The organism is Deinococcus sp. NW-56 (genome assembly GCF_002953415.1).
Classification (GTDB): Bacteria; Deinococcota; Deinococci; order Deinococcales; family Deinococcaceae; genus Deinococcus.
In genome coordinates this window covers 1,006,748-1,029,944 of sequence record NZ_CP026516.1, presented here as the reverse complement: position 1 = coordinate 1,029,944, position 23,197 = coordinate 1,006,748, and the positions used below count along the sequence as shown (strand labels likewise).

The 23,197-nt window shown below is 71.8% G+C and carries 21 protein-coding genes and 1 tRNA gene; 8 read left to right on the top strand and 14 right to left on the bottom strand.

Annotated elements, in window-relative coordinates; genetic code table 11:
* Positions 1-86 precede the first annotated feature (86 nt).
* Together C3K08_RS05235 and C3K08_RS05230 are read left to right on the top strand one after the other, a co-directional pair.
* Positions 87-1,922, top strand: a complete 1,836-nt coding sequence (locus C3K08_RS05235; protein WP_104990345.1) for an ABC transporter ATP-binding protein — start codon at positions 87-89, stop codon at positions 1,920-1,922.
* Positions 1,923-1,967: 45 nt separating this feature from the next.
* Entirely contained in the window at positions 1,968-2,849 is an 882-nt protein-coding gene (locus tag C3K08_RS05230; protein WP_234009175.1) for an aldo/keto reductase, read from the top strand.
* Between the two features lie 104 nt (positions 2,850-2,953).
* Here C3K08_RS05230 and murA read toward each other — a convergent pair whose 3' ends face one another.
* On the bottom strand, positions 2,954-4,237 hold the full coding sequence (gene murA, locus C3K08_RS05225) for a UDP-N-acetylglucosamine 1-carboxyvinyltransferase (RefSeq protein ID WP_104990343.1): 1,284 nt from the start codon (positions 4,235-4,237) through the stop codon (positions 2,954-2,956).
* Between the two features lie 263 nt (positions 4,238-4,500).
* On the opposite strand from murA, the gene C3K08_RS05220 reads away from it, so the two are divergent.
* Entirely contained in the window at positions 4,501-4,728 is a 228-nt protein-coding gene (locus tag C3K08_RS05220; protein ID WP_104990342.1) for a transcriptional regulator, read from the top strand.
* 134 nt (positions 4,729-4,862) lie between these two features.
* On the opposite strand, the gene C3K08_RS05215 is transcribed toward C3K08_RS05220, so the two are convergent.
* Complete coding sequence (locus C3K08_RS05215; protein WP_104990341.1) at positions 4,863-5,810, bottom strand: C40 family peptidase; 948 nt, start codon at positions 5,808-5,810, stop codon at positions 4,863-4,865.
* 225 nt (positions 5,811-6,035) lie between these two features.
* Here C3K08_RS05215 and C3K08_RS05210 point away from each other — a divergent pair, with 225 nt between their 5' ends.
* Positions 6,036-7,343 carry an MFS transporter gene (locus tag C3K08_RS05210; RefSeq protein WP_104990340.1) on the top strand — a complete coding sequence of 436 codons (1,308 nt, stop codon included), beginning with the start codon at positions 6,036-6,038 and terminating at the stop codon, positions 7,341-7,343.
* A gap of 84 nt (positions 7,344-7,427) precedes the next feature.
* On the opposite strand, the gene C3K08_RS18250 is transcribed toward C3K08_RS05210, so the two are convergent.
* The 3 genes from C3K08_RS18250 to C3K08_RS05200 form a co-directional block, all read right to left on the bottom strand.
* Positions 7,428-7,577: a hypothetical protein gene (locus C3K08_RS18250; RefSeq protein ID WP_199776999.1), complete on the bottom strand. Its 150-nt coding sequence runs from the start codon at positions 7,575-7,577 to the stop codon at positions 7,428-7,430.
* A 94-nt stretch (positions 7,578-7,671) separates the two neighbouring features.
* The gene (locus C3K08_RS05205) at positions 7,672-9,414 is read right to left on the bottom strand and encodes an SLC13 family permease (RefSeq protein ID WP_104990339.1); all 1,743 of its coding nucleotides are present in this window, start codon (positions 9,412-9,414) and stop codon (positions 7,672-7,674) included.
* A gap of 31 nt (positions 9,415-9,445) precedes the next feature.
* A complete protein-coding gene (locus C3K08_RS05200) occupies positions 9,446-10,294 on the bottom strand; it encodes a hypothetical protein (RefSeq protein WP_104990338.1) in 849 nt (282 codons plus the stop codon).
* A 127-nt stretch (positions 10,295-10,421) separates the two neighbouring features.
* On the opposite strand from C3K08_RS05200, the gene C3K08_RS05195 reads away from it, so the two are divergent.
* Complete coding sequence (locus C3K08_RS05195; RefSeq protein WP_104990337.1) at positions 10,422-10,682, top strand: hypothetical protein; 261 nt, start codon at positions 10,422-10,424, stop codon at positions 10,680-10,682.
* Between the two features lie 15 nt (positions 10,683-10,697).
* Here the strand turns inward: C3K08_RS05195 and C3K08_RS05190 are convergent, their stop codons facing one another.
* The 6 genes from C3K08_RS05190 to miaA all read right to left on the bottom strand — a co-directional run bounded on the left by C3K08_RS05190 (position 10,698) and on the right by miaA (position 17,833).
* Complete coding sequence (locus C3K08_RS05190) at positions 10,698-12,197, bottom strand: YifB family Mg chelatase-like AAA ATPase (RefSeq protein WP_104990336.1); 1,500 nt, start codon at positions 12,195-12,197, stop codon at positions 10,698-10,700.
* Positions 12,197-13,075 (bottom strand): DegV family protein, encoded by an 879-nt coding sequence (locus tag C3K08_RS05185; protein WP_234009174.1) that lies wholly within the window; start codon positions 13,073-13,075, stop codon positions 12,197-12,199. Before C3K08_RS05185 ends, C3K08_RS05190 begins: the two co-directional genes overlap by 1 nt.
* Before the next feature lie 76 nt (positions 13,076-13,151).
* Entirely contained in the window at positions 13,152-13,451 is a 300-nt protein-coding gene (locus tag C3K08_RS05180; protein WP_104990335.1) for a twin-arginine translocase TatA/TatE family subunit, read from the bottom strand.
* Between the two features lie 69 nt (positions 13,452-13,520).
* A complete protein-coding gene (locus tag C3K08_RS05175) occupies positions 13,521-15,458 on the bottom strand; it encodes a serine/threonine-protein kinase (protein ID WP_104990334.1) in 1,938 nt (645 codons plus the stop codon).
* A 128-nt stretch (positions 15,459-15,586) separates the two neighbouring features.
* Complete coding sequence (gene glgC / locus C3K08_RS05170) at positions 15,587-16,828, bottom strand: glucose-1-phosphate adenylyltransferase (protein ID WP_104990333.1); 1,242 nt, start codon at positions 16,826-16,828, stop codon at positions 15,587-15,589.
* An 81-nt stretch (positions 16,829-16,909) separates the two neighbouring features.
* Positions 16,910-17,833 carry a tRNA (adenosine(37)-N6)-dimethylallyltransferase MiaA gene (gene miaA, locus C3K08_RS05165; protein ID WP_234009173.1) on the bottom strand — a complete coding sequence of 308 codons (924 nt, stop codon included), beginning with the start codon at positions 17,831-17,833 and terminating at the stop codon, positions 16,910-16,912.
* Between the two features lie 37 nt (positions 17,834-17,870).
* On the opposite strand from miaA, the gene C3K08_RS05160 reads away from it, so the two are divergent.
* Positions 17,871-18,257: an Hsp20/alpha crystallin family protein gene (locus tag C3K08_RS05160; RefSeq protein WP_104990331.1), complete on the top strand. Its 387-nt coding sequence runs from the start codon at positions 17,871-17,873 to the stop codon at positions 18,255-18,257.
* A gap of 17 nt (positions 18,258-18,274) precedes the next feature.
* A complete protein-coding gene (locus C3K08_RS05155; RefSeq protein WP_104990330.1) occupies positions 18,275-18,769 on the top strand; it encodes a DUF6756 family protein in 495 nt (164 codons plus the stop codon).
* Between the two features lie 17 nt (positions 18,770-18,786).
* Here C3K08_RS05155 and C3K08_RS05150 read toward each other — a convergent pair whose 3' ends face one another.
* Complete coding sequence (locus tag C3K08_RS05150) at positions 18,787-20,142, bottom strand: MFS transporter (protein ID WP_104990329.1); 1,356 nt, start codon at positions 20,140-20,142, stop codon at positions 18,787-18,789.
* 73 nt (positions 20,143-20,215) lie between these two features.
* Here C3K08_RS05150 and C3K08_RS05145 point away from each other — a divergent pair, with 73 nt between their 5' ends.
* The gene (locus C3K08_RS05145) at positions 20,216-21,523 is read left to right on the top strand and encodes a hemolysin family protein (protein ID WP_104990328.1); all 1,308 of its coding nucleotides are present in this window, start codon (positions 20,216-20,218) and stop codon (positions 21,521-21,523) included.
* Positions 21,524-21,584: 61 nt separating this feature from the next.
* On the opposite strand, the gene C3K08_RS05140 is transcribed toward C3K08_RS05145, so the two are convergent.
* Together C3K08_RS05140 and C3K08_RS05135 are read right to left on the bottom strand one after the other, a co-directional pair.
* A tRNA-Val gene (locus C3K08_RS05140) sits at positions 21,585-21,659 on the bottom strand.
* A 61-nt stretch (positions 21,660-21,720) separates the two neighbouring features.
* Positions 21,721-23,127 carry an amidase family protein gene (locus tag C3K08_RS05135; RefSeq protein ID WP_104991928.1) on the bottom strand — a complete coding sequence of 469 codons (1,407 nt, stop codon included), beginning with the start codon at positions 23,125-23,127 and terminating at the stop codon, positions 21,721-21,723.
* Between the last annotated feature and the right edge of the window lie 70 nt (positions 23,128-23,197).

Genomic DNA, 23,197 nt, shown 5'->3' with positions numbered 1-23,197 from the left:
GGGTCCGCCGCTTCCCCTGGTCTCCCCAGACCGAACCCGGTCCCGGACAGGGCCGGGGGCCACGTTCCATGCCGTACCCTGGCCTCATGCTGTCCCGCCGCCGCCCGGCCTCCGCCCCCGCGACCCCCGCCCCGGCGCGTCCCTCCCGTGACCCCCGGCAACTGCGGCGGGTGCTGGCCTACGCGCGGCCCTACCGGGCGCTGCTGATCTCCGGGCTGCTCGCCACCCTGATTTCCAGCGGACTGAACCTGATCTTCCCGCTGCTGTTCGGGCGGCTGATCGACGCCTCCTTCCTGCGGGTGGGGGCGACCGACACCGGGCCGCTCGACCGCACGGTGCTCGCACTGCTGGGCATCTTTGCGCTGTCGTCCCTGTTTGGGGCGGCGCAGTCGTACCTGCTGGCGAAGGTGGGCGCCGGGGTGGTGGCCGACCTTCGCCGCAGCCTCTTCTCGCACCTGCTGACGCTCTCGCCGCGCTTTTTCGCCGACCACCGCACGGGCGAACTCACCAGCCGCCTCACGGCGGACGTGGGCACGGTGCAGGCCGTGACGAGTACGGCGCTCGCGCAGGCAGCGGCGCTGGCCTTCAATATCGTGGGGTCGACCACCCTGCTGGTGATCACCAGCCCTCGGCTGAGCCTGCTCACGCTGGCGGTGATTCCGCTGGTGATCGGCACGGCGATCCTGATCGGGCGGCGCATCCGGGTGGTCAGCCGCGAGGTGCAGGACCGGGTGGCCGAGGCCAACGCCAGCGCCGAGGAGGCGATCAGTGGGGTGCGGGTCGTGCAGAGCTTCACGGCGGAGGACACCGAGCGCGGGCGCTACGGGCAGGGCGTGCTCGCGTCCTTCCTCGCCGCGCTCCGCCGGGCGCGGCTACAGGCCCTGATGAGCGGCGTGATGAGCTTCCTGACCTTCGCCTCGCTCGCGGTGGTGCTGTGGTACGGCGGGCGGCTGGTGATGGGCGGGGACCTCAGCCCCGGCGGGCTGGTGACCTTCCTGATCTACGCCTTGCAGGTCGGCGCCACCGTCGCGGCGATGTCGGGCCTGTTCAGCCAGTTTCAGGAGGCGCTGGGGGCCTCGGGGCGCATCTTCGAGCTGCTCGACGAGCGCAGCGACCTCCCCGAACCCGCCCGCCCCCTCCCCCTGGGCCGCGCCGAGGGCCGCGTGAGCTTCGAGGGGGTGAGGTTCAGCTACGGCGACTCGGCGGTGCTGCATGACCTGAGCTTCGACGTGCCCGCCGGACAGGTCGTCGCGCTGGTGGGGCCGAGCGGGGCGGGCAAGACCACGCTGGTGAGCCTGATTCCGCGCTTCTGGGACGTGACGGGCGGCCGCCTGCGGGTGGACGGCGAGGACGTGCGGGCCTACGCGCTGGCCGACCTGCGGGCACAGGTGGGGCTGGTGCCGCAGGAGACGCTGCTCTTTTCCGGGTCCATCGAGGAGAACATCCGCTACGGCCGCCCCGACGCCGCCCCCCAGGAGGTCGAGGCCGCCGCCCGCGCGGCGAACGCCCACGGCTTTATCACCGGGCTGCCGCAGGGGTACGCCACCGTGGTGGGCGAGCGCGGCGTGCGCCTCAGCGGCGGGCAACGCCAGCGGGTCGCCATCGCCCGCGCCCTGCTGAAAGACCCGCGCATCCTGATTCTGGACGAAGCCACCTCCGCCCTCGACAACGAGTCCGAGGCGCTGGTGCAGCAGGCACTGGAGACGCTGATGCGGGGCCGCACCACCTTCGTGATCGCCCACCGCCTCTCGACCGTCCGGGGCGCCGACCGCATCCTGGTGATGGAGGGGGGCCAGGTCGTGCAGGACGGCACCCACGGCGAACTCCTCGCGGCGGGCGGGCTGTACCGCGACCTGTACGAACTCCAGTTTCGCAAGGAGCAGGAGGAACGGGCCGAACTGGTGCCCGGCGTGGGGGGCTGAGGCAGAGGTCGGCGCGGGGCCACGCCACGGCGTATGCTCCGCCGCATGGAACAGCGGGACTTCGGCACCACAGGCTTCCGGGTCAGCGTCCTGGGACTCGGCGCAGGGCAGGTCGGCGCGGAGAGCCTCGACGACGGGGAGGCGGGGCGGCTCCTGCACCGCGCCCTCGACCTCGGCGTGACCCTGATCGACACGGCGCGGGGCTACGGCCTGAGCGAGGAGCGCATCGGGCGGCACCTCGCCGGGCGGCGCGACGAGTTCGTCCTGAGCACCAAGGGCGGCTACGGGGTGGAGGGGTCAGAGGACTGGACGCCAGGGGCCATTCGCCACGGCATCGAGCAGGCACTGCGGACGATGCGGACCGACCGGATCGACCTCTTTCACCTGCACTCGTGCCCGCTGGACACCCTGCGGCGCGACGACCTGCTGGCCGAACTGGGCCGCGCACGGGAGGCCGGGCTGATCCGCGTCGCGGCCTACAGCGGCGAGAACGAGGCGCTGGCGTGGGCGGCGGAGTCCGGACGCTTCGGCAGCCTGGAGACGAGCGTGAACGTGGCCGACCAGTGGAGCCTGCACCACGTCCTGCCGGGCGCGGCGGCGCGGGGCCTGGGTGTGATCGCCAAACGGCCCATCGCCAACGCGGCGTGGCAGTTCCGAGAGCGCCCGGTCGGCCAGTACGCTGAGGTGTACTGGGAGCGGCTGGGGGCGCTGCAGCTCGATCCCGGCGGGCTGGACTGGCCGGAGTTCGCCCTGCGCTTCTCGGCCTTCGCGCCCGGCGTGCACAGCGCCATCGTGGGGACGGCGCGGGTGGAGAATCTGGAGCGCAACGCGGCTCTGGTCGAGCGTGGTCCCCTGCCCGCTGACCTGCTCGCGCAGATCGAGGGGGCGTGGGTGGAACACGGCGGGGCCTGGGGCGGGGAGGTCTGATAAGGCGTCCGTCCCACGCTGACCCCCGCCCGACTCCAGCTTGCTCGACCCAGGAGAACGCGCCCACCCCTCTCCCGGCGTGGGCGCGTTCCCCCCGGCTCAGCTCAGTCCATCGCGCTCGCCAGCACCGGCTGGGGCTGCCAGGCCTGCACGCCGATCCCCCGCAGCCGCTCGGCGAGGCGTTCGTAGCCCCGGTTGAGGTACTGCACCCCGTCAATGACCGTCTCGCCCTCCGTGGTCATCGCGGCGATGAAGAGGGCGGCCCCAGCGCGGAGGTCGGCCGCCTTGACGGGCGCGGCGTGCAGCGGGCCGCCCTGAATGACCTGGGTGTAGCCGCTCACGGTGATGTTGGCCCCCATGCGCTGCAGTTCGGCCACGTGGGTCAGACGGTCGGGGTACACCGGGTCCTGCACCACGCTGGTGCCGGGCACGGTGGCGAGCAGGGCGCTCATCTGAGGCTGCACGTCGGTGGGAAAGCCGGGGTAACTCTGGGTGGTGACATTGACGGGCCGCAGGTCGCGGTCGCGGGCGTCCACGATCAGGCGGTCGCCGGATTCCAGAATGTCCACGCCCATCTCGCTCAGCTTGGCGCTTACGGCCCGCAGGTGGTCGGGGCGCACGTTCGTCAGCGTGAGGCGGCTGCGGGTCGCGGCAGCGGCGATCATGAAGGTCCCTGCCTCGATGCGGTCGGGAATCACCGTGTACTCGCCCCCGCGCAGGGCGGGCACGCCCCGGATGGTCAGCGTGTTCGTGCCCGCGCCCTCGATCTGTGCCCCGAGCGCGTTCAGGAAGTTCACGAGGTCCACCACGTCGGTGTCGATGCTGGCGTTTTCCAGCCGGACCACGCCGTCGCCCAGGACCGAGGCCAGGACCGCGTTGTGGGTGCCGCCCACCGTCAGCATCTCGAAGACGAAGGTACCGCTCAAGCTCCCGGTCCGGGTCGCCGCGAAGTCGCCGCCCTCCTCGGTGATGTGCGCGCCCAGCGCCCGCAGCGCCTTGACATGCTGGTCGACCGGGCGCGGCCCCCACGCGCAGCCGCCGGGCATGGACACCGTGGCCTCGCCCGAGCGGGCCAGAATCGCGCCCAGCACGATAAAGCTCGCCCGCATCCTGGACACCAGCGCGTAGGGAGCGTGGGTGCTGAGAATCTCGGGGGTGTGCAGGGTCAGGCTGTTGGGGCCGGTCCAGGCGTGCTGGGTGCCGATATGCGCCGCGAGTTCCAGGATGGTGTCCACATCCGACAGCCGGGGAATGCCGTGCAGGGTGACGGGTTCACGGCTCAGCAGGCTCGCCACGATAATCGGCAGCGCCGCGTTCTTGCTGTGCTGAATGGCGATTTCGCCGGACAGGTCCCGGCCTCCTACGAGGTGCAGCGGCGTCAGATCCATGGGTCATTCCTTTCGGGCACGGGCGGGAGAGGCCCGGAGGGCGGCGCGGTCGGCGGGTCCGGCAAGAGCCGGAAGACGGGTGCATCTTACACACCATGCTCAGGGGACGTCTACGCCAGTTGACGCTCATGCTTGCAGGGGAGCATCTAGAGACCCAGGCGGTTGATGTTGAGGTGCCTCATCGTGCGTGCTACGCTGCCCGCGCACACCCCCGCCCAAGCCCGCGGCCGGGCGCGGACCCGGTGGAGAGGACACAGAGGACCATGCCCAAAAAGGAACGCAAACGCCTCCAGGTCGTCATCAGCGAGGAGCAGGACGCCCTGCTCACGCGCACAGCCTACGAACTCTCCAGCCCCGAGCGCCTGATCAGCAAGAGCGAGGTCGTCCGGCTTGCCATCGAGCGCATCGCCCGCGAACTTGGCGAGGGCGAACATCTCGACGAGTACCGCCACCTGCTGGGCGACGAGAACGTGGCCGACGACAAGGTGTAGGGAAAGGGCCGGGTCGGGAAAAAGGGTCAAGACAAGCCGCCGGAACTCCCCGGCGGCTTCTTACCGAGCCGAGGGTCCACCGGACCGGTCGGGCGCGTCGCCAGGGTGACCCTTCCAGTGGGCCTCCTGACTCCTCAGCGGGCCGACCCGTACATCACGGGCGGCAGCACCCGGCGAGCACCGAGCAGCTTGGGTCCCCAGTAGGGGTCTCCCTGCAAGCGGTCGACCGCGACCTGCTTGCGGTAGGAGTTGGCATTCACGAACTGGTTCTCGCCCAGGTAGATGCCCACGTGTGTGACGTCGCCGCGTCCCACCGTATCGAAGAAGACGAGGTCCCCGGCCTGCAGATTCTCGACATCAACGGGCTGACCGACGCGTGCCTGCGCGGCGCTGGTGCGGGGCAACTCCACCCCCAGGGGCGTGAAGACCTGGAGCACGAACCCGCTGCAGTCCAGGCCGCTGCGGCTGGTGCCCCCGTAGACGTAGGGCACCCCCAGCAGCGCCATCGCCGTGCCGCGCCAGTCGTCGCCGGTCGCGGAATCGGCGGGCCGGGCGGCGGGCTGGGCCGGAGCGGGAGGTACCGGCAGGGACTGCGCCAGCACGCGCGGCGCGGCGACCGGAGCAGCGCTTGGCACCTGAAGAACCTGCCCGATCTCCAGCACCGTGGTCGGGGGCAGATTGTTTGCCGCCAGCAGCGCGTCCACGCTCAGGCCATACTGTCGCGAGATGCCGTACAGCGTCTCCTTGGGCTGCACGGTGTGTGACGCGGCTGCCGCCCGCACCCGCAGCACCTGCCCCACCTGAAGATCCGGGGTGCTCAGGCCGTTCATGGCCAGCAGGTCATCCACCTTCAGGCCGTGCGCCCGCGCGAGGCTGTAGGCCGTGTCGCCCTTTTGCACCGTCACGGCACCTCCAGAAAGGACGCTGCCCGGAAGCGCTGGGCTTGCCGGGCTGGCGGAGGTGTTGTTGGTGGTGGCGGCAAGCGCCGACGTGAGGCTCCCAGACAGGCTCAGGGTGGCAATCACCAGGGCGGCGCGGACGGCGGCGGGGAAGCGCGATGCAGGCAGGGCAGATGCAGGCATGGGGGAGGCTCACAGGGCGCGGAGGACAACAGGACGGGGCAGCCAGCAGGGTGCGGGCTGGATGGGGCGAACATGAGAGCCGCCCGAAGAAATCTGAAACAGGGGCACTGTACCAGACGGAAGTCACATTTGCAAAGCCTTCATTTCATCAGGTGGTCGTCAGGAACTGGAGCCTTCGTCTTCCCGACCGGAACGCCCTCCGTTCAGTCAGCCTATGCTGGGCGAATGCTTGCCCGCCTCTCCGGGTGGCGTGCCCGGACGTTCAGCGCCCTGCGACACCCCCACTACCGCCGCTACTGGTTCTCGCAACTGCTCTCGCTGGTCGGGTCGTGGATGCAGGCGACCGCGCAGCAGTACCTCGTGCTGGAGCTGACGGGGGGCAGCAGCACGGCGCTGGGGTACGTAACGGTCGCGCAGTTTCTGCCCAGCCTGCTGCTCTCGCTGTTCGCCGGGGCGGTGGTGGACCGGGTGCCCCGGCGCCGGGTGTTGCTGGCGACCCAGATCACGCTGCTGATCACGGCGGCGACCCTGGCGGTAACCACCCACCTCGGACTGGTCACGCTGCCGCTGGTGATGGCGATCGCCTTTGTGGGAGGCGTCGCCAACGCCTTCGATATGCCCGCCCGCCAGAGCATGGTCGTGGACTTCGTGCCGCGGGGCGACGTGCCCAACGCGGTCGCGCTCAACAGCCTGTCCTTTAACGTCTCGCGCACGGTGGGGCAGGCCCTGTTCGGCATCGTCGCGGCGCTGGGCGTCTCGCTGCTGGCCGCCGGGGACCCGGACAACATCGCCCGGCTGGCCCTGCCCTTCTACCTGAACGTGTCGTCCTTTTTCGTGGTGCTGTTCGTGATTGCCACCCTGCCCTTCCCGCCGCGCGAGGGGGTGCCGCAGGGCAGCGTGGGCGAGAACATCCGCGAGGGACTGGCCTATGTACGGCGCACCCCGGCCGTGAGAAACGTGATGCTGCTCGTCGGGCTGATGAGCCTGACCATCATTAACTTCAACGTGATCATTCCGTATTACGCGCGGGTGGTGTTCGAGGCGCGGGAGGCGGCCTTCGGCACCCTCTCGGCGATGTTCGGCCTGGGGGCGATGGCGGGGGCGCTGTGGCAGGCGAGCAAGCCCAACCCGCTGCGGAACCTGCGGCTGGGGGGCATGATTCTGCTGGCGAGCGCGGCGGCACTGGCCTTCACGCCGGGTCCCCTCCTCGCTGGGCCGGTCCTCGCTGTCTGCGGCTTCGGGATGCTCTCGCTGCTCGTCAGCGCGAACAGCGCCGTGCAGCTCTCCATTCCGGACCACCTGCGCGGGCGAGTGATGAGCCTGTATTCCTTCGTCCTGGTCGGCATGGGACCGCCCGGAGCCTTGATTGCCAGCTTCCTGATCGGCAAGGAGGGACCGCTGGGGCCGCGCGTGGGCCTGCTGACGCTGGCGGCGCTGGGGGGCCTCAGCCTGCTCTTCTTGTGGGGACGGCTGCCCCGGCAGCTCCCCCGCCCGGAACCTGCACCCAGCGCGGCTCCGGCGGCGGCAGACTGAACCCCAGGCGGTCTTCCACCACAACAAGAACCGCCAGGAACCTACGCCCTGGCGGTCTCCTGTCGGCCGGAACCTCCAGGCTGTTCAGATGAACAGCGGCGCGTCGGGGTCGTCGGGCAGGGGGCGGTCCTTGCGGGCCAGGAGCGCGGCCGCCGTGCCGATTCCCACGAGGGCACCGAGCGCCAGGAGAGCGAAGACCCAGGTGATCGGGGCGTGGCTGCGGTCTGAACTCATGCGGGCAGCATAACAGCCGCGCCCGGCGCTTCTCCCTTGCCCACAAAATGGGCCGCCGACACGGGAACATTTTCTAAAGGCGGGCGGCCCTGGCCTAGAACGGCCAGACCCGCGGAATCACCAGCAGCGACACCGCGAAGGTCACCACCGTGAGGCCCGAACCGACCCGCACGAAGTCGAGGAAACGGTAGCGCCCCGGCCCGTACACCAGCATGCAGGACGGCTCCAGCGGCGTGATAAAGGAGTTGCTGGCGGCGATGGTGATGCCGATAACGAAGGGGCGCGGATCGTACCCCAGCGCCGTGGCCGTGCCGATGGCGAGGGGCAGCATCACGAGCGCCGCCGCCTGGTTGCTCATGGGCTGGGTGAGGGCCACCGTCACCGCGAAAAGGGCGGCGAGCAGCCCGTAAGGCCCCAGCGGTTCCAGCACCCCGGAGATGGCCCCGGTCAGGACCCGCGCGGCTCCGGTGTCCTCGAAGGCTGTCCCGAAAGCCAGCATGCAGGCCACCAGCACGATCACCGGCCACTCCACCGAGCGGTACGCCTCTTCCGGGGTGACCAGCCGCAGCGCCAGGGCCAGCGCCACCGCGATCACGACCGCCACGCTGAGGGGCAGCACGCCCAGGCCGCCCAGCACCACCGCGCCGCCGAACAGCCCCAGGGCGAGGGGAGCGCGGCGCAGGTCCCGCTGGGCCTCGGTGAGGTCCCCCAGCACGGTGAGGTGGTCACCCAGGCCGCCAATCCGGTCGGGCGTGCCCTGAATCAGCAGCACGTCGCCCACCTGCACCCGCAGCCCGCCCAGACGCTCGACGGTCCGGGCGCGGCGGTGCAGCGCCAGCACCGACAGGCCGTAGCGCTCGCGGAAACGGGCCTCGCGCAGGGTGCGGCCGATCAAGAGGCTGCCGGGCAGCACCACCGCCTCCACCAGCCGCACCGGGGCCGTGCCCTCCACCTGCAATTTCTGCTCGCTCTTGGAAAAGACGCCCAGCGTGCCTTTGCCCGCCAGGATGCGCTCCGGGGGGCCTTCGACCGCCAGGGTATCCAGTTCCTGCACCTGAAAGTCGGGGCCGGGGGCGTAGATCGTCTGCTCGCCCCGGCGCACCGCCACCACCGTCAGGCCGTGGTCGCGGCCCAGCCCCGACTCGCGCAGGGTTTGCCCCGCCAGCGGACTGCCGGGAGCGACCGTCAGGTCGGCGAGGTAGGCCCGCAGCGAGGCTTCGAGTTCGGCCTCGCGCTCGGGCAGCAGGCGCGGCGCCACGAAAAAGAGGTACAGCAGCCCCACGACCGCCACCGGAATCCCGACCCAGGCCAGCTCGAAAAAGCCCAGCGGCTCCAGCCCCGCTCCCGGCAGCGCCCCCGACACGACGAGGTTGGTGCTTGTGCCGATCACGGTAATCGTCCCGCCCAGGATGCTCGCGTAGGCCAGCGGCAGCAGCACCCGGCTGGGAGCGATTCCCGCCCGGCGGGCCAACCCGGTCACCAGCGGCAGGAAGACGGCGGTGGTGGCCGTGTTGCTGGTAAAGGCGCTCACGCCCGCGACCGTGCCCAGCATGCCGCGCACCATCCCGGCGGCGTTGCGGGCACGGCGGGCCAGCGCGGTGCCGATCCACTCGATGACCCCGGCCCGCAGCAGCATCTGCGTGAGGATAAAGAGACCCGAGAGCGTGAGCACCGTGTCGCTGCCGAAACCCGCGAAGGCCTCGCGGGTGGGGAGCAGGCCCAGCGCGAGCAGGGCGCCCAGCAGCAGCAGGGCCGTGACATCCACGGGCAGCCACTCGGTGGCGAACAGCAGCAGCGCCAGCCCGAACAGCAGCAGCAGGATGGTCACGGGGTCCATGAGTGGGTCCGGGCGTGGGGAGGCGCGGGACTCAGGCGTCCGGCGTGCGCGACTGTTCCGCGACCGCGCGGGCCAGCGTGACGATCAGCCGGGTCACGTCCGCGAAGATGAACAGGGCCACGCTCCCCACCCCGCCCGCGATCAGGGTCCACAGCCCCTGGAACGCCTGATCACCGAGGTACTGCACCACGGCGAGTCCCACCGCCGCCAGCCCCAGCACGACCGCCAGCACCCGCAGCCGCCCGACGAGCGCGTGCACCGCGTTCGCCCGCTCGGCCAGCATGGGCAGGGCCGCGAGGGGAGCGGTGGGCTTGGCGGGAAGCGGGGCCACCGGAGTCGCCTCCGCACCAGCAGGCGCTGCGGCCTCCGTGACCACCGGAGTTTCGGCCCGCTTGACCTCAGTCGGCGCCGGACTGACCGGGGAAGGCGCGGCGGTGACTGAGGTCACCCGGCGGTTGGCCTCGCGGCGGTCATCGGGCGCCGGGCTGGGCGCCGGGGAGGAGGGCACGGTGGCCGGGGCAGGCGTGGTGCCAAACGTCTTGAACCCGCCCGCTGCGGGCAGGGGCGCCGACGGAAGGTTCTTCGCGCGGGCGGTCGCGTCGCGAACCTGGGGAAAAAAGGCCTGAACCTCGGCCGGGTCGAAGCCCAGCAGGCTGGCGGTCAGGGCCGTCCCGGCGGGCGTCTCGACCCGCAGCAGGCCGTCGCCGTCGCTGTGGATGCGGTTGAGGTCGCGCAGGGTGACCCGGCGGGTGCCGCCCGCGTCCTGATAGATCAGCAGACCTTCCAGCAGCACGAACAGGGCGTCTTCTTTCTCCAGGGTCGCCAGGGGCGTTCCGCCGATTCCCAGGCCCCGCAGGGCCGACTGCACTCGCTCGCTCATCACTGTGTCCTCACCTTGCCCGGCAGGATAGCGGCTCCCGGGCGGGAGGCAGCCGGGCCGGTGAGGATTTAACGCCCCTCTACCCCCGGCTCACCCGCTGGGCCGGTTCCTGCGCCCACACTGACCCATGACCGACAACCGGTACGGAGACGCCCCGCTGGGCCGCAGCGTCGAGGAAATCGAACAGGAGAGCGGCAATGTCGTCAACTCCCCCGTTCCGGGCGAGATGGTCCGCGACGACGACGCGGCCGCTCTGCCTGCCATCGTGAACAGCAACCAGAGCGCCAGCCCCGCCATCGTCAATCCCGGGAACCTGATGGAGGGTGGGGGCGGCGCGGACGACGGCACGGCCCGCACGAACCGGGACAGCGGCGAGGAGACGAGCTGAGCGCCCGTCCGCCGGTCAGGCGAGGTCGCGGGGGCGGTAGGTCACGGCCTCCGCGAGGTGGGCTTCCGAGATGTGCTCCTGCCCGGCGAGGTCGGCCACCGTCCGCGCCACTTTCAACACCCGGTCGAAGCCGCGCCCCGTCAGACCCAGTTGCCGGGCCGCCGCCCGTGCGAAGGCCTCCGGTCCAGGTGCCAGGTGCGCGTGCTGCCGCAGGGCCTGCCCGGCAAGGTCGCTGTTGCGCCCCCCCTGCCGGGCAAGCATCCGGGCACGCGCCGAGGCCACCCGCTCGCGCACCACGGCGCTGGGTTCGCCCTCCGGGGCGCGGGACAGCTCGTCCACGGTCAACCTGGGGACACGGCACAGGAGGTCCACCCGGTCCAGCAGCGGGCCGCTGAGCCTCCCGGCGTAGCGGGCACGTTCGGTCGGCGTGCAGGTGCAGGCCCGCTCGGGGTCACCAAAGTGACCGCACTTGCAGGGGTTCATCGCGGCGATAAGCTGGAAATTGGCCGGGTAGGTCACGGTCGCCCGCGCCCGGCTGATCGAGACCGTCCGGTCCTCCAGGGGCTGCCTCAAGGTTTCCAGCGCCTTGCGCGAGAACTCCGGGAACTCGTCCATAAACAGCACGCCCCGGTGCGCCAGCGACACCTCGCCGGGACGGGGCACGCTTCCGCCGCCGATCAGCCCGGCGTCGCTGACGGTGTGGTGCGGAGCGCGGTAGGGCGGCCGCCCCACCAGCCCGCCCCGTCCGGTGAGCAGCCCCGCCGCCGAGTGGATGCGCGTCACCTCCAGCGCTTCCGCGCGGGTCAGGGGCGGGAGCAGTCCCGGTGCCCGGCGGGCCAGCATGGTCTTGCCGCTGCCGGGCGAGCCGATCATCAGGAGGTTGTGCCCGCCCGCGAGTGCGATCTCCAGCGCCCGTTTGGCTCCGCTCTGGCCCTTGAGGTCGGCGAGGTCGAGGGGCGTGTCCTCGTCGGGGGGCGACTCCGGGGGCGAGGCGGGCGTGAGGGCACACTCCCCGCTGAGGTGCCGCACCGCCTCCAGCAACGTCCCCGCCGGAAAGACCGTCACCCCGTCGATCAGGGCGGCCTCGGCGGCGTTGGCCCCGGGCAGGAGCGCGGGCACCCCCTCCTGCGCGGCGAGCAGGGCCACGTTGACGGCTCCCGCGATGGGCCGCAGCGACCCGTCGAGGGCGAGTTCCCCGGCGCAGACCAGCCCGCGCAGGGCCTGCGGCGGCAGCAACTCCTGCGCGGCGAGCAGCCCCAGCGCGATGGGGAGGTCGTACAGCGGCCCCTCCTTGCGCAGGTCGGCGGGGGCGAGGTTCACGGTGATGCGGGCGGCGGGAAAGGGCAGCCCGGCGTTGCGGACGGCCGCCCGCACCCGTTCGCGGGCCTCGCTGACGGCCTGATCGGGAAGGCCGACCACGGTGAAGGCGGGCAAGCCGGGTGAAACATCCACCTCGACCTCGACGGGCACGGCGTCCACGCCGATCAGGGCCACGCTGCGGGCATGGGCGAGCATCAGGCGGACTCCAGCGGGGGAAGGCCCACCAGCCCGACGGTGCCCGGCCCGGCGTGGACCAGCAGGACCGCCGTGACCTCGCGCGTTCCCCTCACCCGAATGTTGCGCAGGGCGAGTTCCCCGGCCAGAGTGCGGGCGCCTTCCGGATTTCCGGCGTGCAGCATGGTGACCTCCAGCCCTTCCGGAAAGGAGCGGGCCAATTCCCGCAGCGCCGCGTGAAAGCCCCGGATACGGGCCGCCGCCTCCACCTTGCCCCCCTCGGCGCGGATGACCGGGTGGACATTGAGGAGTCCCGCCGCCGCCCCCGCCACCCGCGAGAGCCGTCCGCCCGCGACCAGCCAGCGCAGGCGGCCCGGCACGAAGCGCAGAAAGACGCGGTCCCCGAGTCCGGTCAGCCGACGGGCGACCTCGCCGGACTCCATCCCGCCGTCCAGCCACGTCCTCGCCTGCCGCACCGCCGCGCCCAGGCCCACGCTGAGCGCCCGGGTGTCCACGACCTCCACCCGCCCCCCGAGCTCCCCCGCCGCCGTCACCGCCGAGGCGTAGGTGCCGCTGAGCTGCGAGGCGACCGGGAGACACAGCACCCGCTCGGCCCCGGCCTCCAGCGCCTCCGCATACGCCCGCCGGAAATCGTCCGGGACTGCCTGGGAGGTGCGGGGCGCGGCGCCCTCCTCCATCCGGCGCACCAGGGTCGCCGGGTCCATTACGGGGAGGCCGGGGCGGCGCACGGTGCCGGGGTCGCTGTAAAGGGTCCCTCCCACCTCCAGCGTCAGCGCCACCACCGACACGCCCAGTTCGGCCCACTCGGCCCGGGTCAGGTCGGCGGTGCTGTCGGTCACCAGGGCCACGCGGCGGGGGGCCACATTCGACGGGATCACGCGGCCAATCTAGCAGCCGAGTCCCGGTCGCCCTCCCCCAAGTGCGGGGGAGGCGGGGGACCCGGTGGGGCCAGCCTTACGAGCGGGGCGGCAGCACTTCGGAGGCCGGGCGGGGCGCGGCGGCCTCGGCCGGGGGCACCACCGCCTGCGCGACCACGGTCTGCACCGGGGCGGGCGGCACCGGAGCCGGGCGGGCGGCGGGCGAGGTCTCGCGCAGGCTGCCTTCCAGTTCTTCCTTGAGGCCCTGGGTGCCCCGGCGGAACTCGCGGATGCCGGCGCCGAGGCTCTTGCCCAGCTCGGGCAACTTGCGCGGCCCGAAGACCAGCAGGGCGATCACCAGAATGACGAGCAGTTCAGCGGGTCCGATATTGGGCATGGGGCGACCTCCAGCGGGCAGTGTACGCCGGGGTGGTACAGGCAAACGTCATGGGGACGGGGTTGGCAACTACGCCCCCTCCTCCCCCTCCCGGTAGGCCCGCAGCGTCCCATTCATGAAGGCGACGTACAGCGTCCCGGCGGCGGCCAGCGGCGTCGCCTGCACCCCCTCGCGCTCGCGGCGGCGCCAGCGCACAGCCCCGGTCTGAATGTCCAGCGCGGCGAGTTCGCCCCCCTCCGACGCCAGGAAGACCAGCCCCGCGCTCACGACCGGGCTGGCAGTCACGCGGCCCTCCAGCGTATGCGCCCACACGTCCTCCCCGTCTGAAAGGCGCAGCGCCCGCACAGTGCCGCCCCAACCCGCGACCAGCGCAAGGTCGGCGGTCAGCGCGGGAGCGGCCCAGATCTCGTCTTCCAGGTCGTAGGTCCACAGGGTCGGCTCGGGGCTGTCGAGCACGGCGCGGCCGCCATCGGCCCGCAGGGAGAGGGCGTGGACCTCGCCGGGCCAGGTAGGGACAAGCAGGGTGGCGCGGCCCGGCGCGGTGGGGCGCAGGGCGGGGGTGGCGTGGACGGTGCCGACCTCGACCTTCCACAGCGGGGTCCCGGTGCGGGCGTCCAGGGCATGCAGCCAGCCGTTCTCGTCGCACAGCAGCGCGGCGCCCGCCCACACCACCGGCGAGGCGGCGACCGGCCCCCCCGCCCGGTACGCCCAGGCAAGGTCCCCGGTGCGGGCGTTGAGCGCGTGCAGGTGCCCATCGCGGCTGGCGGCCAGGACCCGCCCCCCCCACAGGGTCGGGGCGCCCGTGAACTCGGCGCGGGCCTGATGCTCCCAGACCTGCTCGCCGCCGCGCAGCCGCACCCGCCGCAGGGTGCCGTCCCAGGCGCCGTACAGGATGTCGCCGCCCACGAAGGTCGCCGGGGCCGTCACCTCGTCGCGGGCGGCGTGGGTGGCGTAGGGCCGCCCGGAAGTGTGCATCAGCACGAGCTGCCCGCCCCGCGTGCCCACCGCGAGCAGGTCACCCTCCCCCACCACGGCGGCGGGCCAGGTCACCTCGCCGGGGAGGGGAACGCTCCAGGCTTCGGTGAGGTTGCCTACGCGGGCCGGGCCGTCGGGGTGCTCGCCCGTGCGGGTGCGCCCACCCCGGTACTGGCCCCGCGCATGCGCCGTCCAGACCTCGCGCCGGGCGAGCGCCCACAGGTGCGCGGCCGCTTCGCCACTCTCGGGCCGCTCCTCCGGGTTCTTGGCGAGGAGCGCGAGCAGCACCCGCGCCACCGCGTCGGGCACGGCGGGATTGAGGTCGCGGGGGTCGGGCGGCGGCTCGTAGACATGCTGAAAGAGGACGCTCTGGTCGCTGTCCCCGACAAAGGGCGGCGACCCGCAGGCCACCCGGTACAGCACGGCGCCCAGCGCGTAGAGGTCGCTGCGTGGCCCCACCCCCGACCCCCGCGCCTGCTCGGGGGCCATGTAGGCGGGCGTGCCCAGCGTGACCCCGCTGCGGGTGAGGTGGCGGCTGTGTTCGGAGAGGGCCACCAGCCCGAAATCCATCAGCCGGGGCATCCGGGCCTCGTCCAGCAGCACGTTGCCCGGCGTGAGGTCGCGGTGGATGATCCCCTGCGCGTGGATAAAGCCCAGCGCCCGCGACGCGAAGCCCGCCGCCGTGAGAAAAGGGGTCAGCGACGCGGGCGAGTCCTCCAGCGGCCCCAGCGCCGTGATCGGCCCGGCCAGCAGCGGCATGGTGAAAAAGGCGCGGGCGGGGCCTCCCCCCTCCCCCGGCATCTCCCCCAGGTCGAGGACGGGCACCACGCCGGGATGCGAGAGGCGGGCGAGCGTGCGCACTTCCCGCAGAAAGCGGGCGCGGTCGCCGTCGGGCAGGTGGGGGTGCAGCACCTTGACCGCCACCTCGCGGCCCAGGTGGGTGTCCTCGGCACGGTAGACGCGGGCGCTGCCGCCCTCGCCCAGCAGGGCGTGCAAGCGGTAGCGCCCCCCCACCTCCGCGCCGACTTCCATCAGGGGGAAGCATAGCGGAGGGCGGGGGGTCAACTCCTTAACCCCTCAGTCCGCTTCGCGGCCCGCTCCCCAAGGCACTTGCAAAACTGTGAAGCAGAGAGGTGCTTCGAGGGTCACGCGCAACACGCTCAGAAGGTGTAACTCTTGGGCACCACCACCACGCCATTCTCGGTGACCGTAAAGCCGCGTGCCCGGTCCTCCTCATGGTCCACGCCGATCTTGGTGCCGGGCGGAATGGTCACGTCCTTGTCCACGATCACCCGGCGCAGGTGCGAGTGGCGCCCCACGACCACGTTGTCGAACAGGACGCAGCTCTCGACGAGCGAGTACGAGTGGATATGCACATTGCGGCTGAGAATCGAGTCGCGCACGGTCCCGCCGCTGACGATCACGCCCCCGGCGAGGCTGGAGTTGAAGGCCTGTCCCTTGCGGCCCTCGGCCTCGTGGACGAACTTGGCGGGGGGCGAGAACTCGCTGCTGGTGCGCAGCGGCCACTGCGGGTTGTAGATGTCGAACTCCGGGTTCACGCTGACCAGATCGAGGCTGGCGTCGAAGTAGGCGTCCAGCGTCCCCACGTCACGCCAGTAGAGGTTCGGCCCCTGCTGGCCGGGAATGGGATTCTTGTGAAAGTCGTAGGCCTGCACGGAGTAGCCGTCCGCCAGCGCCCGTGGAATCACGTCCTGCCCGAAGTCGAAGCCGTCCTCCTGCCCGCTGATGGAGGTGTGCAGCAGTTCTTCGAGCGCCCGGCGCGAGAAGATGTAGTTGCCCATGCTGGTCAGGGTGGTGTCGGGGTCGCCGGGCATGCCGGGCGGGTCGGCGGGCTTTTCCAGAAACTCGGTGACCCGGCCCCGGTCGCCCACATGCATCACGCCGAAGCGGTGCGCTTCCGAGCGCGGCATCGGGTAGGCGGCAATTGTTACGTCCGCGCGGGCGTCGATATGCGACTGGAGCATGTGCTCCACGTTCATCTTGTAGATGTGGTCGCCGGAAAAGATCGCCACGTAGTCGGCCTCGAAGTTGTCCACGAGGTGCAGGTTCTGGTACACGGCGTCGGCGGTGCCCCGGTACCACACCGCGCCGAGTTCCTCATAGCGGTACATCTGCGCGGGGACCAGCGTGATGAAGTAGTCCTGCAGGAAGGTGCCGAAGCGCCAGCCGCGCTGGATATGCTCGGTCAGGCTCTGCGCCTTGTACTGGGTCAGCACGTAGATCGAAAAGACGCCCGAGTTGATGAAGTTGTTGATCGCGAAGTCGATGATGCGGTACTTGCCACCGAAGGGCACGGCGGGCTTGGACCGTTTGAGGGTCAGGGGCGTCAGGCGCGAGCCCTGCCCTCCGGCCAGAATCATTCCCAGAACGCGTGGTTTCATGGCAGGCCTCCTGCGGGTCCAGAGGGGATGAGGAGAGAAGTGACCCGTCCAGTCTAGCTGCCGCGCCCGCTGGGGCCGACTTTAGAGGACCTCCACGTCCAGGTGCCGGGCGAGGCTCGCCGCCGTCTCCCCCGGCCCGCCGACGTCCGCGCCGAGCTGGGTGCGCATCCAGGTGAGCTGGCGCCGGGCATAGCGCCGGGTGGCGAGGGTGATGCGGGCGGCGGCCTCCTGGGGGGTCAACTCGCCCCGTGCGGCCGCGAGCGCTTCCGGGTAGCCCAGCGCCTGCCAGACGGTGGGGCGCGGCCCGGTATCCGGGGGGACCTGGGCGGCCAGCCACGCCGCCTCCCCCGGCCAGCCGCCCGCGAGCATCTCCCCCACCCGCGCCGCGATGCGGGCTTCCAGCTCCGGCCAGGGCCGGGTGAAGGCGAACACCTGGTACGCGAAGCGCGGCGAGCTGTACCCGAACTCGCCTGGAAAGCGCCCGGTGCGGCGGTAGACTTCCAGCGCCCGCACCACCCGGCGGGGGTTGCCCTGCATCCGCTCGGCCTCCTGCGGGTTAACGTGGGCGATCTCCGATAGCAGCGCGTCCAGGCCACGTTCCCGCAGGTCCGCTTCCACTTCCGCCTGCACCGCGCGGTCGGCGGGCGGGGTCAGCGGCAGGCCGCGCAGCAGGGCGGAGAGGTAGAAGCCTGTGCCGCCCACGACCAGAGGCACCCGGCCCCGCGCCCGGATGTCCGCGATGGCCGCCTCCGCCTCCCGCACGTAGCGGGCCACGTCGTGGCTCTCCGTCACGCCCACCATGTCGAGAAGGTGGTGGGGCACGGCGGCCCGGTCTGCCCCGCCCGGCTTGGCGGTGCCGATGTCCAGCCCCCGGTACACGGTGAAGGCGTCGGCCGCCACGATCTCGACCGGGCGGGTCGCCGCAAGGGCGAGGGCCAGGGCACTTTTGCCCGCTGCGGTGGGGGCGGTCAGGATGGGAACGGGGCGGGACGGGGCGGACGTCACACGCGCGAGTTTACGGCCCGGTGCTACCGTGGGAGGCATGAACGAACCCGTCCTCGCCCGGTTGCAACAGCTCATGACCCTGCGGGAGGAGGTCGAGACGCTGGGCACCCTGGGGGCCTGGACCCCGCCCGCCGACTGGGTGGACGAGGACACCCATCTGCGGCTGCTGCTCGACGTGCCCGGCGTGGACCCGGAGAGCCTGGAAATGCACGAGGAGGGAGGGGCCGTCACCGTCGCGGGCCGCCGCGAGGCCCCCGCCCGGCTGCTGCACGGCGAGCGCCCCGGCGGAACCTTCCGCCGCACCCTGACCTTTCCGGAAGCCGTCGTGCCGGGCTCCGGCGAGGCGCAGCTCGCGGCGGGCGTCCTGAGTGTGCGTTTCGAGAAGCGCCACCCGACGATTGAGGTGACGACGCGGGAGGGGTAGGGGCCACCGTATCAGTCATGCGGACTGAAATTGCCAGAGTCATGGAGGCCCTCCATCTGCCGCCAGAGGATTTGGTCGCTGTGCGGCCAACCCAGTACCGTGCCGTCCTCAACCGCATCTTGGAGACATTCACTGTGTATGGTGCACAGGGCCAGGAACGCCTGTGGCTCTGGGAAGGTTTCAAGGGCGAACACTTTGCCCTTCCTCTGGACGAGCCGGGAGGCTGGCACTGGCTGTCTCGACTGGTGCCACCTGATGAGCAGGTGTGGCTTCTGGCAGAAGACTGGGATGGTCAGAAACTGGAGGGGAATTACTGGTTGTTCAGAGGCCGGGTGGGTGCCATTGGAGCGGTTCTCCGCGAGCTTTTCGCTTTTGAGTATTACATCGTTGCCAAGGATTTTCAGTGGCTGCTCTGCGAGACGCACCACAACATGCTCATTGGCGTAGGTACGCACATTACCGAGCGGCTTAAAGCTGCTGCGAAGTTATCGCCAAGCAGCTCTGATTCGTAGAGATAAGAAGCCGGGTCCTACTCAGCCCGCCGCAGCCGCCCCGCCGCCAGCCACCCCAGGAGCGCCGCCAGCAGCGTGACCCCAAAGGCGAGCGTAAAGGCCCGCTCCAGCGGCAGCCGGGCGATCAAGGCCCCACCCACCCCGGCAGCGACGGCCACCATCAACACCTCGATATTGGCGAGCTGCCCGGAAAGCCGCCCCGACTCGCCGGGGTCGGCGGCGGCCAGCGCGTAGAGGCTGTTGCTGTTGTAGCCCACGCCCATGCCGAGGCAGGCCAGCACCCACGCCGGGTAGACGGTCCACAGCGGCAGCCCCCCCAGGACGGCCAGGGCGCTGGTGAGCAGTCCGGTCGCCATCAGCCCCAGGCCCACCCGCACCCGCAGGGGCCGGGACTCGGCGCCCAGACGCCGCTCGACCTGCGCCTGCACCCAGGACCCCAGCGTCCAGGTGGCCCCGCCCAGGCTCAGGACCCAGCCCGCCGCCGTCAGCGAGAGGCCGCGCAGCTCGTGCAGCGCCAGCGGCAGAAAGGAGTTGGCTCCCAAGAGCGCAAAAGCCGCCAGCCCCCGCACCGCGAGTGCGGTGGGCAGGCCGCCGGAAAAACGCAGCAGCCCTGCTGGAAAGAGGCGGCGGGCGGTCCACACGACCCCAGCCGCGCCGAGCACCACCAGCCCCGCGCCGAGGAATCCCGGTGAGCGCAATCCCTCCACGAGCGCTCCCGCCGACGCCGCCAGCCCCAGGGCGGGCCACAGCAGGGCCGCCTGCGCTGCCCGGCCCTCCGCACGGGGGGCCGGACCCCGCAGCGGCCACAGGCACAGCGGCGCGACGAGCGCGAGCACGGGCACCAGCCCCCAGAACACGGTGCGCCACGACCACAGGTCCGCGATCAGGCTGGCGATCAGTGGTCCGACGAGCGCGGGCAGCAGCCACGCCGAGGACACGGCGGCGAGCATCCTGGCCCGCTGCGCTTCCGGGTAGCGGGAGGTGATGACCGCGAAGGGCAGCGCCCCCAGCCCCCCGGCGCCCAGCCCCTGAATCAATCGTCCCAGGACGAACACCGTCATGGTCGGAGCCAGGCCGCCCACCAGCAGCCCCGCCGCGAACACCGCGAGCGAGAACCCGGCCCCCCACATCAGGCCCCGGCGGTCACTCAATACGCCGCCCAGCACGGCCCCGAACAGGCTGGAGAGCAGGAAAGCGCTCGACGCCCAGCCGTACAGGCTCAGCCCCTGCAACTCGCTCGCCACGCGCGGCAGCACAGTGCCCACCGCCATCGACTCGAAGGCCACGACGAGAACCGTCAGCAGCAGTCCGGCCCCCAGGGTGCGGGGCGGGGCGGGCAGGGGGACGGCGGACACGGCAGACACGGCGGGCATCCTCGCATATCGGGGCCGGGGCGGGGGGCGAAGTCGCCGCGCCGTTCACCTCCACTCCCGTACACTGCCCCCTGTGGGGAATCCCTGGTTGGAATTTGGCATCCTGCTGCTGCTGCTGATCGTGAATGGTCTGTTCTCGGGTTCCGAGCTGGGGGTGGTGTCGGCCCGAAAGTCGCGGCTTCAGGCGCGGGCGAGCGCCGGGCACCGGGGCGCGGCGCGGGCACTGGCGCTCGCCGAGCGGCCCGGCGCCTTTCTGGCGACCGTGCAGATCGGGATCACCCTGATCGGCACCATCAGCGCCGTGTTTGCGGGGGGCAGCTTGACCCGCTACCTCGAACCCACGCTGCGGCCCCTCTTCGGGGAGGCGGCGGGCACGGCGGCGTCGGCGGCGGTCGTGCTGCTGGTGACCTTCCTCTCGCTGGTGCTGGGGGAACTTGCCCCCAAGAACATCGCCCTGCGCGACCCCGAGGGGCTGGCCGTGCGGGTGGCCTCCTTTTTCACGGTGCTCTCGCGGGTGGCCCGCCCGGCCGTGTGGGTCCTGGAGGGCACCACGCGCGGCCTGCTGTGGCTGCTGGGGCTGCGCGGCGAACCGCAGGAAAAGATCACCGAGGAAGACGTCAAGGCGCTCGCCCGGCAAGCCGCCGAGAGCGGCAGCCTGGAAGCGGGCGAGACGGAGCGCATCGGCCACGTGCTGCGCTTCAACGACCGCCGGGTGCGCGACCTGATGACCCACCGCGCCGACGTGGTGCTGCTCTCTGCCGAGGCACCCCTGATCGAGATCGTCGAGCAGGTCCTCGGGGCGCCGCACGACCGCTACCCCCTCACCGACGCCGCGGGCGAGGTGATCGGGCAGGTGCGGGTGGTGGACGTGCTGCGGGCGTCGCGCACGGGCGAGACGCTGACGGACCTGATGCAGCCCGTGCTGTTCGTGCCCGAAACGGCCTGGGCCGAGGACGTCCTGTCCCGCCTCAGCGAGGGGGGGTTGCAGCGCCTCGCCGTGGTGGTGGACGAGTACGGCCTCTTTTCCGGGCTGCTGACCGCCACCGACCTGCTCACCGAGCTGGCGGGGGTCGACGCGCCCGGCGAGGAGGAGATGATCGTGCGGCGCGAGGACGGCTCCTTTTTGGTCGACGGCGGCGTGCCCATGCACGACCTGCGGGCCACCGTGCCCCTGCCCCGGCACGGCCCGGAGGAGTTCAGCACGCTCGCGGGCTATGTCCTTGAAGCCCTGGGCGAGTTCCCACAGGTCGGTGCCCGGGCCGAGGTGGGCGGCTGGACCCTGGAGGTCGTGGACCTCGACGGCCCGCGCCTCGACCGGGTGCTCATCGTGCCGCCGGGGGACGTGATCCTGACCGCGCCCCGCTCGCCCGAGGAGGCGTAGGAACAGGCTCGGCAAGACGAAACCCACCCGCGGCGGGTGGGCTTTTCATGCGTCCTGTTCGTGGTGGGCGGTGAGGGATTTGAACCCCCGACCCGTCGCGTGTAAAGCGAAAGCTCTACCACTGAGCTAACCGCCCCCTCCAGCGGATGCATGGTAGGACGGGCCGGGGCGGGGGGTCAAGCGGCCCCCCTGCAGGGTCAGGCAGGGTCGGGGGGAAACTGAACCCCACCCAGGCGCAGGTTGAGGTCGGCGGCCAGCGCCAGCACGCGCCCATCGCTCGCCGCCGGGCCGGTCAGGAGCACGCCGGTCGGAGCACCCCCGTGCAGCCCGGTCGGGACCGTCACGCTGGGATACCCGGCCTTGGCCGCCACCGAGTAGCCGCGCAGTGCCGGCCACAGCAGCGCGTCGAGGCCGTCCGCGAAGAGGGGATCGAGGCCCCGCGTCCGCGAGAGGTCGAGGTCGCGCGCCCGCGCCTCCCGGTAGGCCCGCTCGGAGAGGTCGCCGCGCGTGCCCTCGGCGGCATGGAGCAGCGTCTGGCCGTAGCGCTGAAAGCGTTCGGGGTCCTCGTCGTTTCCGGCGATCACCTCGGCGAGGCTGCGGGGGCCGTCCTGCACCCCGGCGAGGTAGGCGTTGAGGTCATGCTTGAACTCGTAGACGAGCACCTCCAGCCGCCAGCCGCTCAGGTCGGCGGCGGTCTCCAAGCTCACGTCACGCAGCCTGGCCCCGGCCTCGGTGAGGGCGGCCTCGGCGCGGGCGAGGGCGGCCGTCTCCGCTGGAGAAAGGGGACTGCCGGGAGGCTCGCGCATCACGCCGATCTGGGTGCCCGCCAACGCGCCTTCCGGCAGGGCCAGCCCCGGCACCGGGAAGCGGCGGCTGGCCTCGTCCGCCTCGTCGGGACCGGCCATCACCCCGGCGAGCAGGGCCGCGTCGCGCACCGAGCGGGTGATCGGCCCGGCGGTGTCCTGGCTGTGGCTGATGGGCACCACGCCCGTGCGCGGAATCAGGCCCACCGTGGGCTTGAGGCCGATCACGCCGCTCTGCTGGGCCGGGCTGAGAATCGAGCCGCTCGTCTCGGTGCCGATCGCCGCCACGCACAGCCGCGCCGCGACGGCCACGCCGCTCCCGCTCGACGACCCGCCCGTGTCGATCCCCTCGCCCCAGGGGTTGACCGTCTGACCGCCCGCCCCGGAGTAGCCGTTCGTCATCCCCAGGGTCATGAAGTTGGCCCACTCGGTCAGGTTGGCCTTGCCCAGAATCACCGCGCCCGCCGCCCGCAGCCGGCTCACGAGCGGCGCGTCCTGTCGGGGCACGTGCCGGGTCATCAGCAGGCTTCCGGCGGTCGTGGGCAGGCCCGCCACGTCGATGTTGTCCTTGATCAGCAGGGGCAGGCCGTGCAGCGGGCCGCGCCGCTCGGGGGGCAGGGCGTCGAGGTGCGCGGCCTCGGCCTCGGCCGCCTCGTTCACCGTGATGACGGCCCGCAGGCGGGGGTTGTGCGCCCGCAGCCGGGCGAGGTAGGTGCGGGTCACCTCCAGCGCGGTGAGGTCGCCCCGGCGCGTGGCGGCGCCCAGGGCGGCGGCGTCGAGGTCGAGCACCGGATCAGGCATCAGGGGAAGCACCCCGGCAGTGTAGCCCCACCGAACGGCCCACCGGGGCGGGCCGGGCACGCTAGCCTGC